Genomic DNA, 17829 nt, shown 5'->3' on the forward strand with positions numbered 1-17829 from the left:
AATTACGGAAATGTAATCGTGACTGAGACTACGAATCGGTTCCCAGTTCGACCAGACGTCTCATGGCGGGAATTGCGGAAGTAATTGCCCGTTTTTCCTCCAGAGTGAGCCCTTCACTGAACTTCGAGAGCTGTGTCATGCGGTCCAAACGACGCGAGTCAATAACATTTACCCCCAGTGCAGTAATATGCACTTGAACGACTCGGCCATCATTTGGATCTGGTCGGCGCTCGACGAGTCCGTCTCGTTCAAGTCGGGTCACCAACTGTGTGATTGCCGACTGCGTAATTTGCTCATTAGCTGTTAACTCAGTAAGCCGCATGGGACTCTTGCGAGACAACGTATGCAAGACGGAAAGTGTAGTGAAGCTTAATTTTTCAATTGAAGGCAACCGAATGAAAATCCTCGTTAAATCTTCGAACACCATAGCGAAGTCGCTAACGTTCAACTCAGTCAGGTTATTTTTAGTTTCCATAAAAAAACTATATCACAAACTTATATAAGTGTCTAATGTAAATGGTTGACTAAAACTCCAACCCAACTTAAAGACGTTGGGTTCACGCCTCGATTTCAACGAAATCATGTTCTCTACTCGTTTCGCTAACCTGCGTTAACTCAATGAAGTTCAACTAAATATTTTTGTGAATCGGAGTATAAATCTTTTTCAATTATTATCGTAATTCTTTGTTCACGTTCTCCAGTGCTTTGTTTTTGCGTTTTAACGTTTCGATGAGTTCATTCTTATTCGCATCATCCATGTCACACTTAACTTGCTTTGAAGAAGGTACTTGTGATTGTTGAAGGCATTTTTTTGATTTTTTGTGAAATTGCCTCTAATATCTAACTGTTTTTTGTTTTTCAATCCCAGGGATTTGATTTTATATTATTGCCTCTGTTACCTATCTTTTATCACGCGTGGGGAAAAGATTATCCGTTCAACCTCTTAAAAGATCTCGTAGCGCTATGCACGAATAGAAAAGCTAATAAAAAGGCTTGATATAGGGGAACAGGTACAGTCACTAAAGGCAAACCGGAGCTTACAGACGTTCAAATTGAAAACATGAATGAAGAAGATACAATTCTTAGACTAATCGGCACTGCTGAAAAACAATCAGAGCACCCTCTTGCTGAGGCGATTGTAGCTGGAATTCTTGCTAAAGGTATTCAACTTACCACCACGGAGCAGTTCGAAGCAATTCCCGGCTATGGAATACGAGCCATCGTAGAGGGCAAGGAAGTACTTGTTAGAACCCGTAAGCTTCTACAGCGTGAAGCAATTAACTTCGGTAAAGCAGAAACTGCTATGGAAAAGCTCGAATCTGACGGTAAAACAGCGATGCTCGTAGCGGTGGATAGCAAGTACGCTGGTATGGTAGCCGTAGCGGATACGATCAAAGACACATCGAAAGAAGCCGTCTCTCGTTTAAAACAGATGGGCATCGATGTCATCATGATGACAGGTGACAACAAACGAACAGCACATGCAATAGCTCAGCAAGTTGGTATCAATCACGTTCTCGCGGAAGTTCTTCCGGAAGGCAAAGCTGAAGAAGTGAAGAGGGTAGGAGATGCAGATGATGAAGTTTGCTGTTACCCCAGTGAAGCATTAAACAAGTCGATCTCAGGGATCGAAACGCCAACACCTTTGGAAATTGGATATGCGGGGTGTGCTCTCGGAACAAGCGACCCCTTGTTGAAAGATATCGGTGTAGTCAAAATGAGAGATACGTTTGATATTTATATCGGTGGCGAGCCCAAATCATTAAAACCATCTTTTGCGGTCTTGCTAATGTCGAACGTTCAAGAAGACAGATTGATTCAGATGGTTCAAAGGCTCATTCAATATTTTCAACAACATGGAAAAATGAAAGAAAAGTTTTCCAAATTTATCAATCGAATAACAATCGAGGCATTGCACGAGGCAATTACAGAGTGAGCGTAACGGGGATTTGTTCGATGTAGGAAGACAGTTCTAATCTTGGATGATAAAGAAAAGATTTGTGAGATTGTTGCATAATGAGGAGAGACTTTGATCTCTGATTCAAGATTCCTATATTAGGAGGAAATCATGAAAAAAGTAGCAATTTCGATCTTACTTATGGCTGTGTGGTTATCGGCATGCGGAAAATCAGGCAGTTCGACTGAGCATTCTTCGCATAGCGGGACGGCAGGATCAACGGATAATGGCGCATGGCGGTACAGACGGAATGGATCATAGTGGTATGGCAAAAGAAGCTGCTGCCACTCAAGCTGGAAATGTCCAAGCACAGTTTAAGCTTTCTAGTGAGAAGACAATGCCGAACCAAGAATCAACGATTAAGATTAAAATTCAGGATAAAGACGGCAAATCGATTGATAAATTTGATACTGTACATGAAAAGCAGATGCATTTTATCATTGTCAGCAAAGATTTATCTTTCTTTAACCACATTCACCCCGATTACGAAGGAAACGGTGAGTTTACTATTACCACACAATTTCCAACTTCAGATGAGTTTAAGATGATAGCAGATATTACTCCAACAGGTATGGGGGCAATGAGTAAGAGCCAATGGATTACGGTTCAAGGAGAACAGTCTGCTCAAAAATCAATTGATCCTGACACATCATTAACTAAATTAGTGGACGGTAAGGAAGTAACGCTTTCGATTGATCACCTTATGGCAGGTACGGAGCTAAACTTGAACTTCAATATTAAAGACTCGCAGTCGAAGCAACCTGTAAAAGACCTGCAACCTTACTTAGGAGCTGTTGGACACGTCGTAATCTTAACCCAAGATGCAGAGAATTATCTTCATGTGCATCCGACAGATGAGAAGGCGTCAGGACCGGATGCTAAATTTATGACGACCTTTCCACATTACGCGTATATAAGATTTGGGGACAATTCCAGCAGAATGGTAAAGTATTTACTGTACCTTTTGTAATAAAAGTACCGGAATGATGGAATGAGGCTGTCTTAGAAGTAACAATAATAGTGTATGGGGATAACCCAGTACATGATTTTAAGGTTAATGTTGACGGAAACGAGATTCACCAGTTTGGTAATGAATCACATATAGAAGACGGAAATTTCATCATATGCAGTAAAAGAGGTACAAGCTATGCAAAAAGCCTCTTTGATTAACTGATTGAGTATAGGTAACTAACTTTGAACCCAAAACAAGGCGAGCGCAGGCTCAAGCGGCACAAATAATTAAACAGGATGGCTGCCGCTAATTGGTTTCGGCATTCTTGCTTTGTTGGATCCTCTAAAGTACTTGTCAATAAGGAACCACACAAGAAGGAAGATTAAGAATAAAAGACGGTTGGCGTGACTTGGTACAGTTCGGCGTCGTAGAGGATGAATTTTGCTTTCCACAGTTGACTTTGTATATAGTATTTAAGAGGAAGTATAGTATCAGGAGATTAATATTTCATCAAGTTAGTCATATGGAGGTTGAGTAATGCTAAACAAAATTGTCCCATATCAAGAAAACTATCATGATAAATTAGTGGATATTTGGTACCAGGCTGTGCGTCATACCCACACATTTTTGACGGATACGGATATTGAATTTTATCATCAGATGCTTCAAAATGGAGCATTAAAGGAAGTTGAGATTTGGGTGGAGTTGAATGAAAACAAAGAGCCGGCAGGGTTTATTGGGCTTGACGGAACAAAGATAGAGATGCTATTCGTTGACCCCAAATACCACGGAAAGGGTAAAGGCAGTCGATTAATAAAACATGCTGAAAAAGTAAAAGGCAGCAATCTCCAAGTTGATGTCAATGAGCAAAACGATGGAGCATACATTTTCTACAAACGGTATGGTTTTGTCAAGAAAGGACGATCGGAACTAGACAGTTCAGGACGACCTTTCCCCATACTTCATCTAGTATTAAAAAGGTAAACTACCACGAGAAAAACCATTCTCAGATGATTAAACCAATCCACCTATCCTTGTTAAGCGCTAATGAACTAGAATTATAGCTCAATTAACAAGAGGATATTATGGGTCTTTGGAGGTGTGATTTATGCCCATCATCCGTATCGCCATGCAAATTAATGCGCCAGTTCAGGTATGCTTTAACTTAGCGCGAAGTATCGATATCCATATGGAGTCAACTTCACAAACAAAGGAAGTTGCAATTAATGGGCGTACAAGCGGCTTAATTGAGTATGGAGAAACCGTTACGTGGGAGGCAACCCACTTCTTTGTTCGTCAACAATTAACGTCAAAGATAACAGAGTTTGAACCGCCTTATAGGTTTGTGGACGAGATGGTTAGTGGTATCTTTCAGGGATTTAGGCACGATCATATCTTTGAATCAAATGATAATGGTACTTTGATGTCGGATGTTTTCGAATACACGTCTCCCTTTGGAAAACTTGGAAAAGTCGCAGATTTGTTATTCTTAAGGTCTTATATGGAACGCTTACTTTTGAAGCGGAATAAATACATTAAAATTAAGGCCGAGCAGGGGCTAAAGTTGTTATGCTAGCGGCGAACGATAAGAACTGAAGTTAAAATGGCACAGCATTTATTGGTAAATTCTGTTTGACCAAAAACTTCATGAAGCATGGCTCCAGGTAAAGGAGAACAAGGGTGGAGGTGGAATTGACGGTGAAACCTTGGAGAGTTATGAAAAACAGCTGGATGAAAATTTAAGTAGACCTTTGCGAAACTTCGGAGATAAAACCTACTTGCCCTCTCCTGTACGTAGGAGATACATCCCAAAGAAAAATGGGGAAATGCGTCCACTGGGGATACCCAACATTGAACATTAGATTGTGCAACAAGCGATTGTAAACGTGTTACAGCCAAAATGTGAAGAAAACATTTTTCATCGTTACTTGCACAACAGCTAGGTTGTGGATAGTCCCTGTTTTCGAACGTGGTGCCAGAAGTGCTCTTACAGAGCACTTCAGGAAAAAGAGTATGGTGCACTGGCTTCCAAGTCGATGTACCTCATGCCTTTCAAGCTTGTTCGCGCTGTAATTCGCTTTTTAATGTTTGGCCTACGTATCCCAAACTTCATTTTATTTATTCCCCCTTGCTTAACTGCTGGGGCTTTTTTGTTACATGGAAAGCACCAGAAAGTGAATACAGGTCGGAAATATTTATGTGTGAAACATTTTTTTATGATTTTCCAAATACTCCGCGCTTTTACAATTAATTGCAAAACTTACCATAACACCAAGTTCATATCCTTTAGTTTGTTCATCAAATGCTCTCATATAGGCTTCAACTAACCTATAGTGGGATGAATTTACATCAGCATCAACGGCAGCATAAATGACAGTTCCTTCAGGTTATCCAACTTCTTTGGCATATTGGAGTGTTGATTCAACGAGTGCCTTAAGCGCGTAATTCTTCAATAGTTGATTTTTGTGGATTGGATACATAAGGGCGGTGTTTTATTAATCGGAAAATTAAATATGTCTAATCAGTCAAGTTAATAATAAAAAATAGATCCTAGAATGCATTTAAATAGATCTTTTAGACTATAAATATATCGAGAAACAGTTCATGTAGACTATGGGTATCGTAGAAATTTTTATCCTATAGCATTAATATAAAGAGATAAAAAAAGAAAAGAAAAGAAAAGAAAAGAAAAGAAAAGAAGTTAAAAAGTCCAGAACGGATGCATTAAATGAATGTATTAATGTGTGGTGAAAGCTGGTCGAGTAGGAACAAACGAGCAACGCAGCAATTTATCGACAAATATACAAAATTGGTTGAAGAGAATCACCTAATGGGACTGTTTACAGCAGATAAGACCGAGGGGAGCTACTTGTATTAGGGCAGCTTGCCCTAGTATCAATCCATGATAAACAGCGTCATCATCGAATATGTGAAATACAAAAGGCAGTAAGTGCTGGCTATATAGCCCAGGTACAGCTTTTAATATCAAATAACTGGAAAAGTACGTTGGAGATATGAGGAGGAATTTGGGAATGGTTAATAAGAAGAAATTTTACAAAACTACCTGGTTTCTATGGGTAATGATGTTTGTAGTTTCTCCGGTAGGAATTATCTTACTTTGGCTGAAGAGACAATATAAGCCACAAACATTGGGCATTTTATCAGCAGTATTTGGTGTTTATTTTATTGTTATGATTGTTATTCTAAATCAGGATACCAATAAAAAACCAGTGGTAAAAGAAGTTAAGGATACCCCTGCTGTTGTTGTTTCTTCAGTTTCTACGGGTAAGCCTAAAGAAGAATCTAAACCCGAAATAGGAGCAAAAACTACAGAGAAACCGAAAATAAAGTCCCCAGAAATAAAGGCACCAGAAGTAAAAGCCCCAGAAGTGAAAGTCCCAGAAGTAAAGGTCCCAGAAGTAAAAGTCCCGGAAGTAAAGGTCCCAGAAGTAAAAGTCCCGGAAGTAAAGACACCGGAAGTAAAGGTACCAGAAATAAAAGTTCCGGAAATAAAGACACCAGTGAAGCCTATAGCCCCAGCACCCAGCGTATTAAAAGACTACATTCCCTGGGCAGTTGAAAACTACGCAGGCGAAAAAAGTAATATAAAAAATGCGGACAGAATACGACGCATAGAGATTGATGACAAAAGTATTTTTATTGAGTTGAACGCAGATGACGATATTACAAAAGAAAGAATTAAATCCGACATTCTGAAAAAGAGTACCGCTATCTTTAAACAAGTTTTTAAAGATAGAACGGATGTCCCTAATGTATCTTTATCATGGGGGCTACCCCATCAGGACACTAAAGGTAATGAGATTATTAACAGCGTTGTTGCTGTGTCTTTATCCAGCGATGCAGCGAAGACAATTGATTGGGACAAGTTTACATATTCGAATCTACCGAAAGCAGCTACTAGCTATACCGAACATGAGATACTTAGGAGGTAATCCAATAAGCTAATAAAAAAAATAAAGGAAATGAAGAGTTAATTGAAACGATGGGGACGTAGCTTAAATTTTTGTTTTAAAGTTCAAGAAAACGTTGAATGTATCTTTTAACAGCATGTACTTGCATGTCTTTCCAATTGTTAAATTGTGTGTTTGTTGAGCTACATGAGCATCGAACAGATCATTTGATAGGTTTCTGAAGTCCATTTGGTTTTGAAATTCATATCCTCCTGATTTTAAAAATTCTTCAAACGAGTGAAATCTTGTGAAGTTATCCATGAAATTTGAATTTAACAGTTCTCTCAAGAAAATACTTGATGATTGAGAAAAAGATTCAAGGTCTTTCTGAAGTTGTTTCAGTCTCTTCTCATTAATAGTGACAGGCATATTCTAGACCGCCTGTACTACGCCCCAATGTTATTAAATAACAAAAATGCCGATAGTGTAAGATACTCATAGTCGGCATTAAGGTTATCCATGTATTCCTTGGTATTTTTTATCTAAAATTAGCAAACAGTCTAATTTATCAACCAGATTTCACGTAATCTCTGCTTGACAACCTCTAGTTTTATTCTTTTTAGATCCTCAGCAACGTAATGAACTATTTCAGTTTTTTCAGATACTCTGTGAAATGAGTGAAATGACAAAAATTGATACATTTATTGTAGTTTTCATGTATACAGCACTTCATCCGTTGAACCATATAATGATAAAAGAAACAAGAGAAAGAGGTGATAGAAAAACAACGGACATAACTTTTTTTAAAAGCGAAAATCGTACCAAAAACGGAAGGGAGAGATGTTTCGTCTTCATATGTAAGCGCTTACTAATGTGTGTGTATGCTGCCATTGAAAATGGATATAAAGATGTTCAAATGTACTTCGACTAGAAAAGGAGCGTAGATGATGTTGACAATTAGCATGGAAAAAAGAGCTTCATTCGTCTTTTCTGTCATTTTTACAACATTGCTTGGGCTGATTGCTGCTGGAATCGTTAGTCTGACTGAGGTTAAGGCTGCAGCTACAACCTATTATGTTGCCACGACAGGTAATAATTCATATCCAGGCACATCGAGTCAGCCCTTTGCTACAATTCAAAAGGGAATCGACATGGCAGGAGCTGCCGGCCCGGGATCTACTGTTATTGTAAGGGGAGGGACATACAATATTACATCACCGATTACGATCACGACCTCAGGTACAAGCGGCAGCCCAATCACGCTAATGGCATATCCAGGGGAAACGCCGGTCATTTCCGGCCAGAATACGTACCCGAATCACCCTCTTAGTCTTGAAACAATGACTTATACGGGGCCGGCAGTTACTAATGATGGAGTGACGTATAGTACGGGGCAGCAATTCACTTTTTCCTGGAATGCTTTGTTGAGAATTACAGCAAATTATATCGACATTGACGGACTTGAAATAAAGGAGTCCTATGGCGAGGGGATTTATGCTGGCAGTTCAAGTAGCCCCAGATATCAACATATCAACATCACAAATAGTAAGGTTCATAATAACCGTAATTTGGCTGTGTTAGTAGAAAACGTTGATAATTTTACCTTGGATGGCAATGAATTGTGGGAAAATGCCAATTATGGGCGTTTCAGCAGGTTATCAAGCCAAATGGATTGGCCTTTAATTCTCATGATCAAGAATAGCTCGCATGGCACAATCAAGAACAGCAAAGTATATAACAATTGGGGGGAGGGCGTTGGCTTCTGGAATGACACCCATGATGTTGTGTTAGAGGATAGCGCTATCTATGATAATTATGCGGTGGAGGTCTATGTAGACAAAGCTTATGATATAACCATCCAGCGGAATATGATCTATCATACGGGGAATCCCATTTATTTCAGAGGTACCGGCCCTTCCATGGGGATTGCCATAGCAGATGAGCCTTATCTAAGTTATCCAGCGGGACACGATAGGAAAATTATTAATAATTTCCTTTACGGGAACGGTCAGAATTTTGCTTACTGGAATACTGGATTAGCAACAGGGACTTCTTTGAATAATGATCTTATTGCAGGCAATACGTTTATTGATGCAACGAATACGAATATATCGATTACCGGCGGTGCAAACCATGTCAACACGAGGATAGAAAATAATATATTCAAATCAATTGCGGGTACATTACAAAATGTAGATCAGAAACCGGGATTGGTCTTCTCCAATAACTGTTGGTCTAGCGCTGTCACTGGAGTTGCCTCGCATGTGAATGATGTCATTGGGAATCCTTTGCTTGTCGGCGGCACATTTGGACCCGACTATTTCAAGCTGCAAACCCATTCTCCGTGTATAGCGAAGGGCAAGAATAATTTAACAGATGTCACAGAAGATTATTTTATGAATGCAAGGCACAATCCGCCAAGCATAGGTGCCTATGAGCATCCTGCCGTTATCCTCGATAACAGTGATTCATCTAGCGTAACCAAGACAGGAACCTGGACGATCAGTTCTTTTAGCACCCAAAGGTATGGCGCTGACTATCTGCATGATGGAAATACAGGGAAGGGGGCTTTGAGCGTCAAATTTGCACCTAATCTATTGACTACAAATACTTATGACGTCTATATGTGGTGGAATGCTGATACGAACAGAGCAAACAATGTGCCGGTCACTGTCAACGATGTTGGCGGAACGCACAGTACAACTGTTAACCAGCAGGTGAACGGAGGACAGTGGAACTTCATAGGGAGCTACACATTCAATGCTGGGGCAACGGGGAATGTAATAATCAGCAATACGGGGACAACCGGATTCGTTATTGCAGATGCTATTAAATTTGTTCCACATTAATTCAGAAGAGGGTGAATGAGCGACAGCTTGTTCACCCTCTTCTTCATGCAGAACAAGAATTGGTACATTTATCGTATCTTTTGTGTATACCGAAGTTCAATTCTTGGGTGATAAAATTAATAAATAATGAAAACGATTTCAATCGTTGAAGAGGGTGATTTATTTTTGGAGTAAGGAATTATAGACCGAGGGGATCGGAAATTTTATTAGGAGGTTGTATAAATGAGCAAGTTTACATTGAGAGCAGTATCAGGGTTCATGATCTTTATATTCGCTGTAAATGCGATGTTATTCAGCAGTGCACAACCTGCAAGGGCGGAGGTGGCCCCCAGTGGAAGTGTGTATTACGTTGATGCTACGCTTGGAAATGATAGCAATAACGGACTGAAAACGGAAACGCCATGGCGCACGATGAACCGGGTGAATAGTCAAATTCTGGCGCCGGGTGATAAGGTACTGTTCAAAAGAGGAGAGAGTTGGTATGGCTCGACATTGAAACCTGCAAGCTCAGGCACGAACGCAAGTCATATTATTTTTGATGCATACGGTTCTTCCACGCTTCCTAAACCGAAAATTTCTGGAGCAACGCCAGTAGCGGTGTGGATTGGACCTGATGCCAAGGGGGAGTATTATGCTTCTCTGCCGGGGGCAGGTGCTTCCAAAACCATCCTTTTGGAAAATGGTAAGCGATTAAAAGGTAAAATGCAGGATTCACTACTACCAGGCCCTGTGAAAGGATCTCTCGTAAACGGTTCATGGGCACTGGATATAGCAAACAATTATATCTACTATAAACCGTCAAAAGGAACTTCCAGCGAGAATATGACGGAACTTGCGACTGGATCAGCGAGAGCATTTGATTCCAATGGCCAAAGTTATGTGGAGGTCAACAACCTTGAATTAACAGGAGGCATGGATGAGGTAGGTTACATTGCACCCGGCAGTGCAAATGTGATTGTGAAAGGAAACGATATTCATGGAGCCGTTGGAGCGGGCATTAGAGTAAACGGTTCAGCCAGCATAACGATAAGTTACAATTATGTCTACGATATCAATTCAAGAGGCATCTGGATTGAAAGCGGTTCCACAGGCAGCGTTATTACTTACAATAGAGTCAGTGCTATCGGAAAGTTAAGCACGGATGACGGGGAACTTACCGGAATTGAGGTTGGGGGGACCCCTACCCTTTTGAAACCTTCTGCTAATATCATTGATTATAATACGGTGACCGACATTGGCAGGGACTTCTATAAAGGGAAGAATGGCACCAATGCTAGAGGCAGTATGAGCAGTACAGGGATTGCAATCAATTCCTCCAGTATGAACATCATTAGGTATAATAAACTATCCAGTATTTGGCGGACGGGCATACACCTCAAGACGGATTATGGCGATGCCACGACAAATCAGATCTATAGCAACCTAATTTTCGATACCGGGAAAATGTATACGCTTGATTCAGGAAGCCATGGCATTATGCTGGAAAACAAAAACGGCAGTATTGGCGGATCGAAAATCATGAATAATACGATCGCCAATTCCAAATTTACCAGCAGTATGGGGAAAGAAGCTGCGCTTGGGCTCAAGGTCGTTGGTGGTGTCACACTCGATAACTTACAGGTGAAGAACAATATCATTGCATTAAATTCGGCAGATTATGCCGTTGCAATCGATCTAGACAGTGGGTCTGCACTTACCAACTACGTGTCTGATTACAACCTTATTTACCATTCTTCAGGAAATGCGATGTATTGGAATCAAAGCGGAGCTTCCCACGTCTATGATTTCGGACATATTGTGGGTAGTGGTGCGGGGTATTATTCTTTTGACAAGTCGCAAGAAAGCCATTCTATAGCCAGTGATCCCCATTTTGTTTCGGTGGAGAAATCGGATTTTCATTTGCTTGCCTCGTCCCCGGCTGTGAATGCAGGGATCGATGTGGGTTTGAATAAAGATTTGGATAGTCTTCCGATGCCGAATAACGGTGGATTTGACATGGGGAGTTACGAAAGTGCATGGAGTAAAGTGGATACAACGGCAGCTATCGTACCTGGAAGTGCGCTAGACCTATCAGGCATGAATGATGGCCCAGCAGGTCAATACGGCTTTATCCAAATGGATGCGGAGGGAGAACTGCACTTTGAAGGGAAGCCGGAAGAACCCGTTCGCTTCTTCGGACCCAATGTCAATTGGAACATGTCTTTTCCAACGCCTGCTGAAGCCGTAATTATTGCGGACAGACTGGCTGGGATGGGATATAACATTGTAAGAATTCATGGACAGGATTCCATGGAAACGTGGGCACCGGGTATGTTTAAGACACCAACTTCAGGGGCAGTTGAGCTTGATATGGAGAAGGTCAAACTGCTTGACAACTTTATTTTTGAATTGAAGAGGAGAGGCATTTATCTACAGCTTGACGTTTTCCATCTGTATGATTTCAAAAACGTGCCTGGGCTTGGCAACTATGCGGAAGGACAGAGCTCTAAGTATCTTCTTCCGTTTTTTCCGCAAGCTTACGATATGTGGAAGCAGGCAGTCGACTTGTGGTTATCCCATGTGAATGAAAAAACGGGACTAGCGCTCAAGGATGATCCTGCTGTGATCGGCATAAGTCCATGGAATGAGCAACTTCTGACCAACCTAGTTCCGTCCAAACCGGATTTTAAAAAGTTCTTACTGGATGACTTCAATGCCTTCCTGCAATCGAAGGGCCAACTGCCTATAACCAGTTATCCTGCATCCTTCTGGAACACCTTCGGACCGATCAAGGGCTATATGATGGACTACTATACGGGTAAAACATTAGCCTCCTTCAATGACATGAAGGATTATCTTAAAAATACCCTCGGCGTGAAGGCTGTTATCGGCGGAATGAATCATATTATGAATCCGATGGTGGATTACTGGAGAAGCGAGGCGTCTGATGTTCATGAGACGCATATGTACTATCAGCCTTTATTTAGCGGGTACCAATATGATCCGTCGTCAATGAGGAGATTAAGCAAAGCATTTGACGTGATTGATGGCAGTTTTGAAAACTACTATCCTGCATTATCTTTGAAACAGCTATATGCCAAGCCTGTCTTTCTAACTGAATATCAGGACAACTATCCGATGAAGGGCAGAGATGAAACGGATATATTCACTGGAGCGGTCGGTGCATATCAGGGCTGGGACATGCTGAATAGATTTGACTTTGGGTATAACCCGGCACATGCCATCGACAATCTTGGGATTGGGGAATTAGGGAGTTTCGAGATCCTCGGCGACCCTCTTCAAATCATGTCTGAATATGCAGGAACGTTGTTATTCCGAAATGGCTTCATTGAAAAAGCAGATCCGCGATTTATATTCGTAAGAGATAAAACATATAGCACCACGGATGAGAAGGGCGCACAGCCGCAAATTGGGCTTGAGAACCTCTACTATATTTCTCATTTATATAATACACAGACGGTTTATGCCGACAAACCAGGAGAACCGCTTACCATCTATAAGGTTACCCCTGATCTGACGCCAGCCCAGATCGCAAGCGGGAATATTCCATCTCAAAATAAGTTGAACATCACGTCCTCGATGACGTTGAAAGAAGCAGCTCAGGTTTTCATCCGCTCACTCGGAAACGAAGATATGGACATTAAAAATAGGCAGCTTGCCTATTTAGAGCAGGATAAGCTGATTTCCGATACTGGCGAGTTGGTTTTTGACATAGGAACGGATGTATATACCGTGAATACACCTTATTTGGTTGCAGCTGCCGGTACGCTCAACAATCACATTTTTACGTTTGATAAAGCGTCAGCCTCCTTCCAAGGCAGTGTGGACAAGGGCACGTTTATGGCATCATCGCTTGAAAGTAAACATTTAGATCAGAGCAGTAGAATTTTAATTACGCATACGACAAACGCGGCAAGTACGGGGGAAAGCCTTGTCCAATTAACGAATGGAGAAGTGCAATTCAGCAAAGGGAGCAGGCCCACGTTAACCAAATATGGTACAGCCGAATTCGGTATGACAACAACGCTGGATCCAACGCAGTTTAAGGCTTACAAGTTGGCGACGAACGGTGCAAGACTGGAAGAAATGCCTGTCCATGTGAGCGGTCAGCATATCTCCATTAATCTGGATACGGCGAAGGGGTTTGCTTTTGAACTTGTTGCGTATCCGATTGATCTTCCGATTGTTGTACCTCCAACAACGCAGCCTCCGGTTGTTCCGCCTGCGCCTGTGAAGCCGGCAACGGAGATCACCGTCGATAATGGAAGTGCGGAATTTACGGGAACCTGGAGCACAGCCTCGATCAATGCCAACAAATATGGCGCGGATTATGCCATTGTGGCCGGAGGCGGAGCAGGTGCCAATAAGATGAGATGGAGGCCGAATATTCAGGCATCCGGCGAATATGAGGCGTACTACTGGCTGCCTGATGGCAATAACAGTATGGCGAAAAACGTTGCGTTTACGGTTTATAATGGCTTGGCGAGCAAAGCCATAACGGTAGACGAGAGTAAACCTGGTGGACAGTGGGTTTCGCTTGGCACGTATACATTTACGCGCGGCACCACAGGGTATGTTGAAATTGCTGACAACGTGACAGGCAACATCGTTGGTGACGCTGTCAAATTCGTCATGCGAAGTATGATCATGGATGATAGCGATGCGCTGGCCACAGGGAAATGGACACAATCCAGCTTTAACCCCAACTATTTTTCGAGTAGTTATATGAATGCCACGAACGGAGCTGGAGCTAACAAATTAACCTGGAGACCGTATATACCGGTAAGCGGCAATTACGACGTCTACTACTGGCTCCCTGACGGCAGCAGCAACAGAGCGAATGCGGCACCTTTTACGATTAATTACAGTGGTGACAACCAAGTGTTCTATGTCGATCAAACTGTCCCAGGGGGCAAGTGGGTTGAATTCGGCAGCTTCTTCTTTGATGAAGGAACGAGTGGCTATGTGGAGCTTAATGATAATGCAAGCGGTTATGTGATTGGCGATGCTATCAAATTTGCTCTTCCTAACAGTACACCACCCGTGATACCAGAGATACCGACGACTCCGCCTGTAACACAACCGATAGAAATCATCATCGATAATACTGGAGCGGCCACTGTAGGAACGTGGACTTATGGAACAGCCCAACCTAACAAATACGGTGCCAACTATAGTACCATTGCGGGGGATGGTACTGGCACACACAAATTCAAATGGACACCAACGATCGCTACAGAAGGCGATTATGACGTGTATTACTGGCTTCCTGATGGCAACAGCAATCGTCCGAGTGCAGCCCAATTTACGGTTTTCTATAGCGGAGGCAGCAAGCTCTACACGGTTGATGAAAGGGTTGTTCCAGGAGGCAACTGGATCTTGCTTGGCAAGCATCATTTCGTTCCGGGTACTTCAGGGTATGTGGAGTTAACCGATAAAGCAAGCTATGGGAATATCATTGCCGATGCGATTCGATTCTATTTGCCGGCAACCCCGCAAGGAGACATGCAGCCGCCGTCATGGCCGGCAGGAGGCAATATAACCGTCAGCAATGCGACCTACAATAGCGTTACTTTAAACTGGCTGCCAGCAACCGATCTTGTTGGTGTAACCAATTATAGAATCTATCAAGATGGGGCCTTGCTGCAAACCGTTGGAGGAAATGTATATCAACTTGATGTAACGGGTCTTTCAACGAACACGTCCTACAAATTTAAGGTTACAGCTGGAGACGCAGCCGGCAATTGGTCAACGGACAGCGTGACCACGACAACGAAGTTGAATGTGAACACGACGAATTCACTCTATACCTCTTTTGACAATAAAGCCAAGATTATGGAAGCAGGGGAAGAAACCACAGTCGTTCTGATGGCATCGACAGCTGTATGGGGCGGCAATATTAGCATCTCCTACGATAGTAGCTTGTTCGACGTTGGGACAGCGGACATTGTGCTGAGCGACCAGTTGGCTAATCTTGGTGTAACAGCGTCTGTCTATTCAAACGTCTATCGTGCGGACGGGATTCTTAACATTAAATTGAATCTTAACAATCAGATCAATCCGCAGATTGGCAGCAGCGTGGAGCTTTTGAAAGTTAAATTCAAGGGCAAACAGCTAACAGGCAAAGCCCTATTTAAAATTCGCAAGGAAAGCGCGATCGCGAAGAAAGACGGCAGCTTTACATTCGCTCAAAGCGATTATCTGGATAATTTCATATTGGCAAATGCAAATGTAGACGGAGATGCCATCATTAACGAACAAACCTATATTAAGGTGCTAACCAATATCGCCAATCAATTGCGATTGACAAGCAGCGATAGTCATTTTGATCCACGACTAGACATGAATATGGACGGAAAGATCGACATCGTGGATATGGTTTATGTGTATAAAAAACTTATCCTGCTGAGAAGTCCAAGGTAAACCGTATAGAATGGCAATTACAAAAGGGGAGGTAGCACAATGCGGAAGAGAGTGGCCATGTTGCTGGCGCTGATGTTTTTAATCGGTACGGCAGTTGTGATGAATACATCGAAAGTCCATGCGCTGAATACGACGTCAATTGTAGCAACGACCGACAAAACAAGCTATTCTGTAGGTGATACCGTAAAGGTCACCATAACGGGACAGAATATGCTCGACCTGAATGGGGTTGGATTTACGCTGAAATATGATACGAGCCTATTAAATTTGCAAGGAAATGGGATTGTACTGTCTCCGACGTACGAAACCTTTGGAGGAGCAATCGTAGATACAACCAATGGTGTCTTGACCTATGCCTTATTAAATAAGGCCCCTGTTCAAGTAACAAAAACCGAAGTCATCGGACAAATCAATTTTAACGTGTTGAAGAGTGGAATTGGCACGCTACAGCTAAGTGGAATTACAGCGATAGATGGTAATCTGTCGCAAGTTCAGGCCAGTACACAGGCGCAGACTGCATTTAGCGCCAGTGCTCAACAGCCACCAACGACGCCGACAACTCCAACAACACCGTCGACGCCTACGTCGACACCTGCAACAACATCAGAACCAACGTCGACTCAACTTGTTTCCCAAAATGATTTGCCAGCTGCAACTAAGGGGACGATAGCCCTTCAAATTCAAGACGGCAAACATACCGTGAAGCTGCCAAGCCGTCTTGCTGACCTCGTTGGCGTTAACAGTCTTCAATTGATAGGGAAAGATTTTACAATCGAATTCTCCAACGAAGCGCTCAAAAATATCGAGGCAACGTTTACGGGCAAGCAAGCTGATGGTGCCCAAATCAGCTTCTCGGCGACAGTTGCTTCGAAAGATGTGGCAACAAATCTCACGAACCATCACGTAATAAACAGTTCTGTCCGTGTAGACCCGGCAAGTGCTGTATATAACTTCAACGTACATGTTGTTGCTACAGATGGAACTCAAGTACCTGTAACAACGCTTAAGGAGCCATTGATGCTCTCATTTAAAGTGAATCCGAGTGCAAATTGGGATTTACTAGGCGTGTATGAGATAGCGTCTGATGGAACCATTCGCTATGTAGGGGGTACTTTCGTTCAAGGCATGATCACCGTTCAAATAACAGAGCTCAGTCAATATGCTGTGCTTGAATTTAACAAAACATTTTCCGATGTAGCTTCGTCCTTCTGGGCGAACGATGTGATTAAGAAAATGGCGGCAAAGCATCTCATTGATGGCGTAACGGATACGAATTTTAACCCTGAGGGCAATGTGACTCGGGCACAATTTGCCGCCATGCTTGCACGAACGATGGGATTGAAAGCGGCAGGCAGCGCTTCATTTAAAGATGTGAACCCGGGGGCATGGTATGCAGAGGTGGTGGCTCAGGTTAGCGAAGCGGGGATCGTGCTTGGACGCAGTTCAGATACGTTTGCACCAGACGAACCCATTACGCGAGAAGAAATGGCGGTTATGAGTATGCGAGCTTATGAACATCTGAAAGGCAAGCAAGTAACGGTGACGAACACTGCCTCGTTTCATGATCATGCACAAATTCAGGCGTGGGCACAAAATGCAGTAAGTGCTGCCCAATCCGTGGGTTTGATTCAAGGACGCAGCACGAATCAATTTGCACCGCAAGCGCTGATGACACGTGCTGAAAGCGCTCAAGTGATTTCCAATCTATTGTCCAAATATCAGAATTTATAAGTTTTA

General features: G+C 42.4%; 10 protein-coding genes and 1 pseudogene. 10 read left to right on the forward strand and 1 reads right to left on the reverse strand.

Annotated elements, in window-relative coordinates:
- Window positions 1-28 precede the first annotated feature (28 nt).
- Window positions 29-427 (reverse strand): MarR family winged helix-turn-helix transcriptional regulator, encoded by a 399-nt coding sequence (locus tag HQN88_RS14045; protein ID WP_246320239.1) that lies wholly within the window; start codon window positions 425-427, stop codon window positions 29-31.
- 579 nt (window positions 428-1006) lie between these two features.
- Here HQN88_RS14045 and HQN88_RS38640 point away from each other — a divergent pair.
- The 10 genes and pseudogenes from HQN88_RS38640 to HQN88_RS14095 form a co-directional block, all read left to right on the forward strand.
- Window positions 1007-1936: pseudogene (locus tag HQN88_RS38640) on the forward strand (HAD-IC family P-type ATPase); the annotation flags it as partial.
- 132 nt (window positions 1937-2068) lie between these two features.
- Window positions 2069-2218: a hypothetical protein gene (locus HQN88_RS14055; protein WP_173112742.1), complete on the forward strand. Its 150-nt coding sequence runs from the start codon at window positions 2069-2071 to the stop codon at window positions 2216-2218.
- Window positions 2184-2927, forward strand: a complete 744-nt coding sequence (locus HQN88_RS14060) for a hypothetical protein (RefSeq protein ID WP_173112435.1) — start codon at window positions 2184-2186, stop codon at window positions 2925-2927. Before HQN88_RS14055 ends, HQN88_RS14060 begins: the two co-directional genes overlap by 35 nt.
- Before the next feature lie 519 nt (window positions 2928-3446).
- Entirely contained in the window at window positions 3447-3893 is a 447-nt protein-coding gene (locus tag HQN88_RS14065) for a GNAT family N-acetyltransferase (protein ID WP_173112744.1), read from the forward strand.
- A gap of 124 nt (window positions 3894-4017) precedes the next feature.
- Window positions 4018-4485 (forward strand): SRPBCC family protein, encoded by a 468-nt coding sequence (locus HQN88_RS14070; protein WP_173112748.1) that lies wholly within the window; start codon window positions 4018-4020, stop codon window positions 4483-4485.
- A 1152-nt stretch (window positions 4486-5637) separates the two neighbouring features.
- Window positions 5638-5787, forward strand: coding sequence for a hypothetical protein (locus tag HQN88_RS14075; RefSeq protein ID WP_173112751.1), 150 nt, complete (start codon window positions 5638-5640; stop codon window positions 5785-5787).
- A gap of 154 nt (window positions 5788-5941) precedes the next feature.
- On the forward strand, window positions 5942-6862 hold the full coding sequence (locus HQN88_RS14080) for a hypothetical protein (protein WP_173112754.1): 921 nt from the start codon (window positions 5942-5944) through the stop codon (window positions 6860-6862).
- Between the two features lie 902 nt (window positions 6863-7764).
- Complete coding sequence (locus HQN88_RS14085) at window positions 7765-9669, forward strand: golvesin C-terminal-like domain-containing protein (protein ID WP_173112757.1); 1905 nt, start codon at window positions 7765-7767, stop codon at window positions 9667-9669.
- Window positions 9670-9891: 222 nt separating this feature from the next.
- Window positions 9892-16092: a golvesin C-terminal-like domain-containing protein gene (locus HQN88_RS14090; RefSeq protein WP_173112760.1), complete on the forward strand. Its 6201-nt coding sequence runs from the start codon at window positions 9892-9894 to the stop codon at window positions 16090-16092.
- Window positions 16093-16131: 39 nt separating this feature from the next.
- Window positions 16132-17823, forward strand: a complete 1692-nt coding sequence (locus HQN88_RS14095; RefSeq protein ID WP_173112763.1) for an S-layer homology domain-containing protein — start codon at window positions 16132-16134, stop codon at window positions 17821-17823.
- Window positions 17824-17829: the final 6 nt, after the last annotated feature.

Source organism: Paenibacillus qinlingensis, from assembly GCF_013204845.1.
Taxonomy (GTDB): Bacteria; Bacillota; Bacilli; order Paenibacillales; family NBRC-103111; genus Paenibacillus_E; species Paenibacillus_E qinlingensis.

Coding starts and splice junctions, on each gene's coding strand:
- HQN88_RS14045 (WP_246320239.1), bottom strand. CDS start 427: ATGGTGTTCGAAGATTTAACGAGGATTTTCATTCGGTTGCCTTCAATT.
- HQN88_RS14075 (WP_173112751.1), top strand. CDS start 5,638: ATGAATGTATTAATGTGTGGTGAAAGCTGGTCGAGTAGGAACAAACGA.
- HQN88_RS14080 (WP_173112754.1), top strand. CDS start 5,942: ATGGTTAATAAGAAGAAATTTTACAAAACTACCTGGTTTCTATGGGTA.
- HQN88_RS14095 (WP_173112763.1), top strand. CDS start 16,132: ATGCGGAAGAGAGTGGCCATGTTGCTGGCGCTGATGTTTTTAATCGGT.
- HQN88_RS14090 (WP_173112760.1), top strand. CDS start 9,892: ATGAGCAAGTTTACATTGAGAGCAGTATCAGGGTTCATGATCTTTATA.
- HQN88_RS14070 (WP_173112748.1), top strand. CDS start 4,018: ATGCCCATCATCCGTATCGCCATGCAAATTAATGCGCCAGTTCAGGTA.
- HQN88_RS14085 (WP_173112757.1), top strand. CDS start 7,765: ATGATGTTGACAATTAGCATGGAAAAAAGAGCTTCATTCGTCTTTTCT.
- HQN88_RS14055 (WP_173112742.1), top strand. CDS start 2,069: ATGAAAAAAGTAGCAATTTCGATCTTACTTATGGCTGTGTGGTTATCG.
- HQN88_RS14060 (WP_173112435.1), top strand. CDS start 2,184: ATGGCGCATGGCGGTACAGACGGAATGGATCATAGTGGTATGGCAAAA.
- HQN88_RS14065 (WP_173112744.1), top strand. CDS start 3,447: ATGCTAAACAAAATTGTCCCATATCAAGAAAACTATCATGATAAATTA.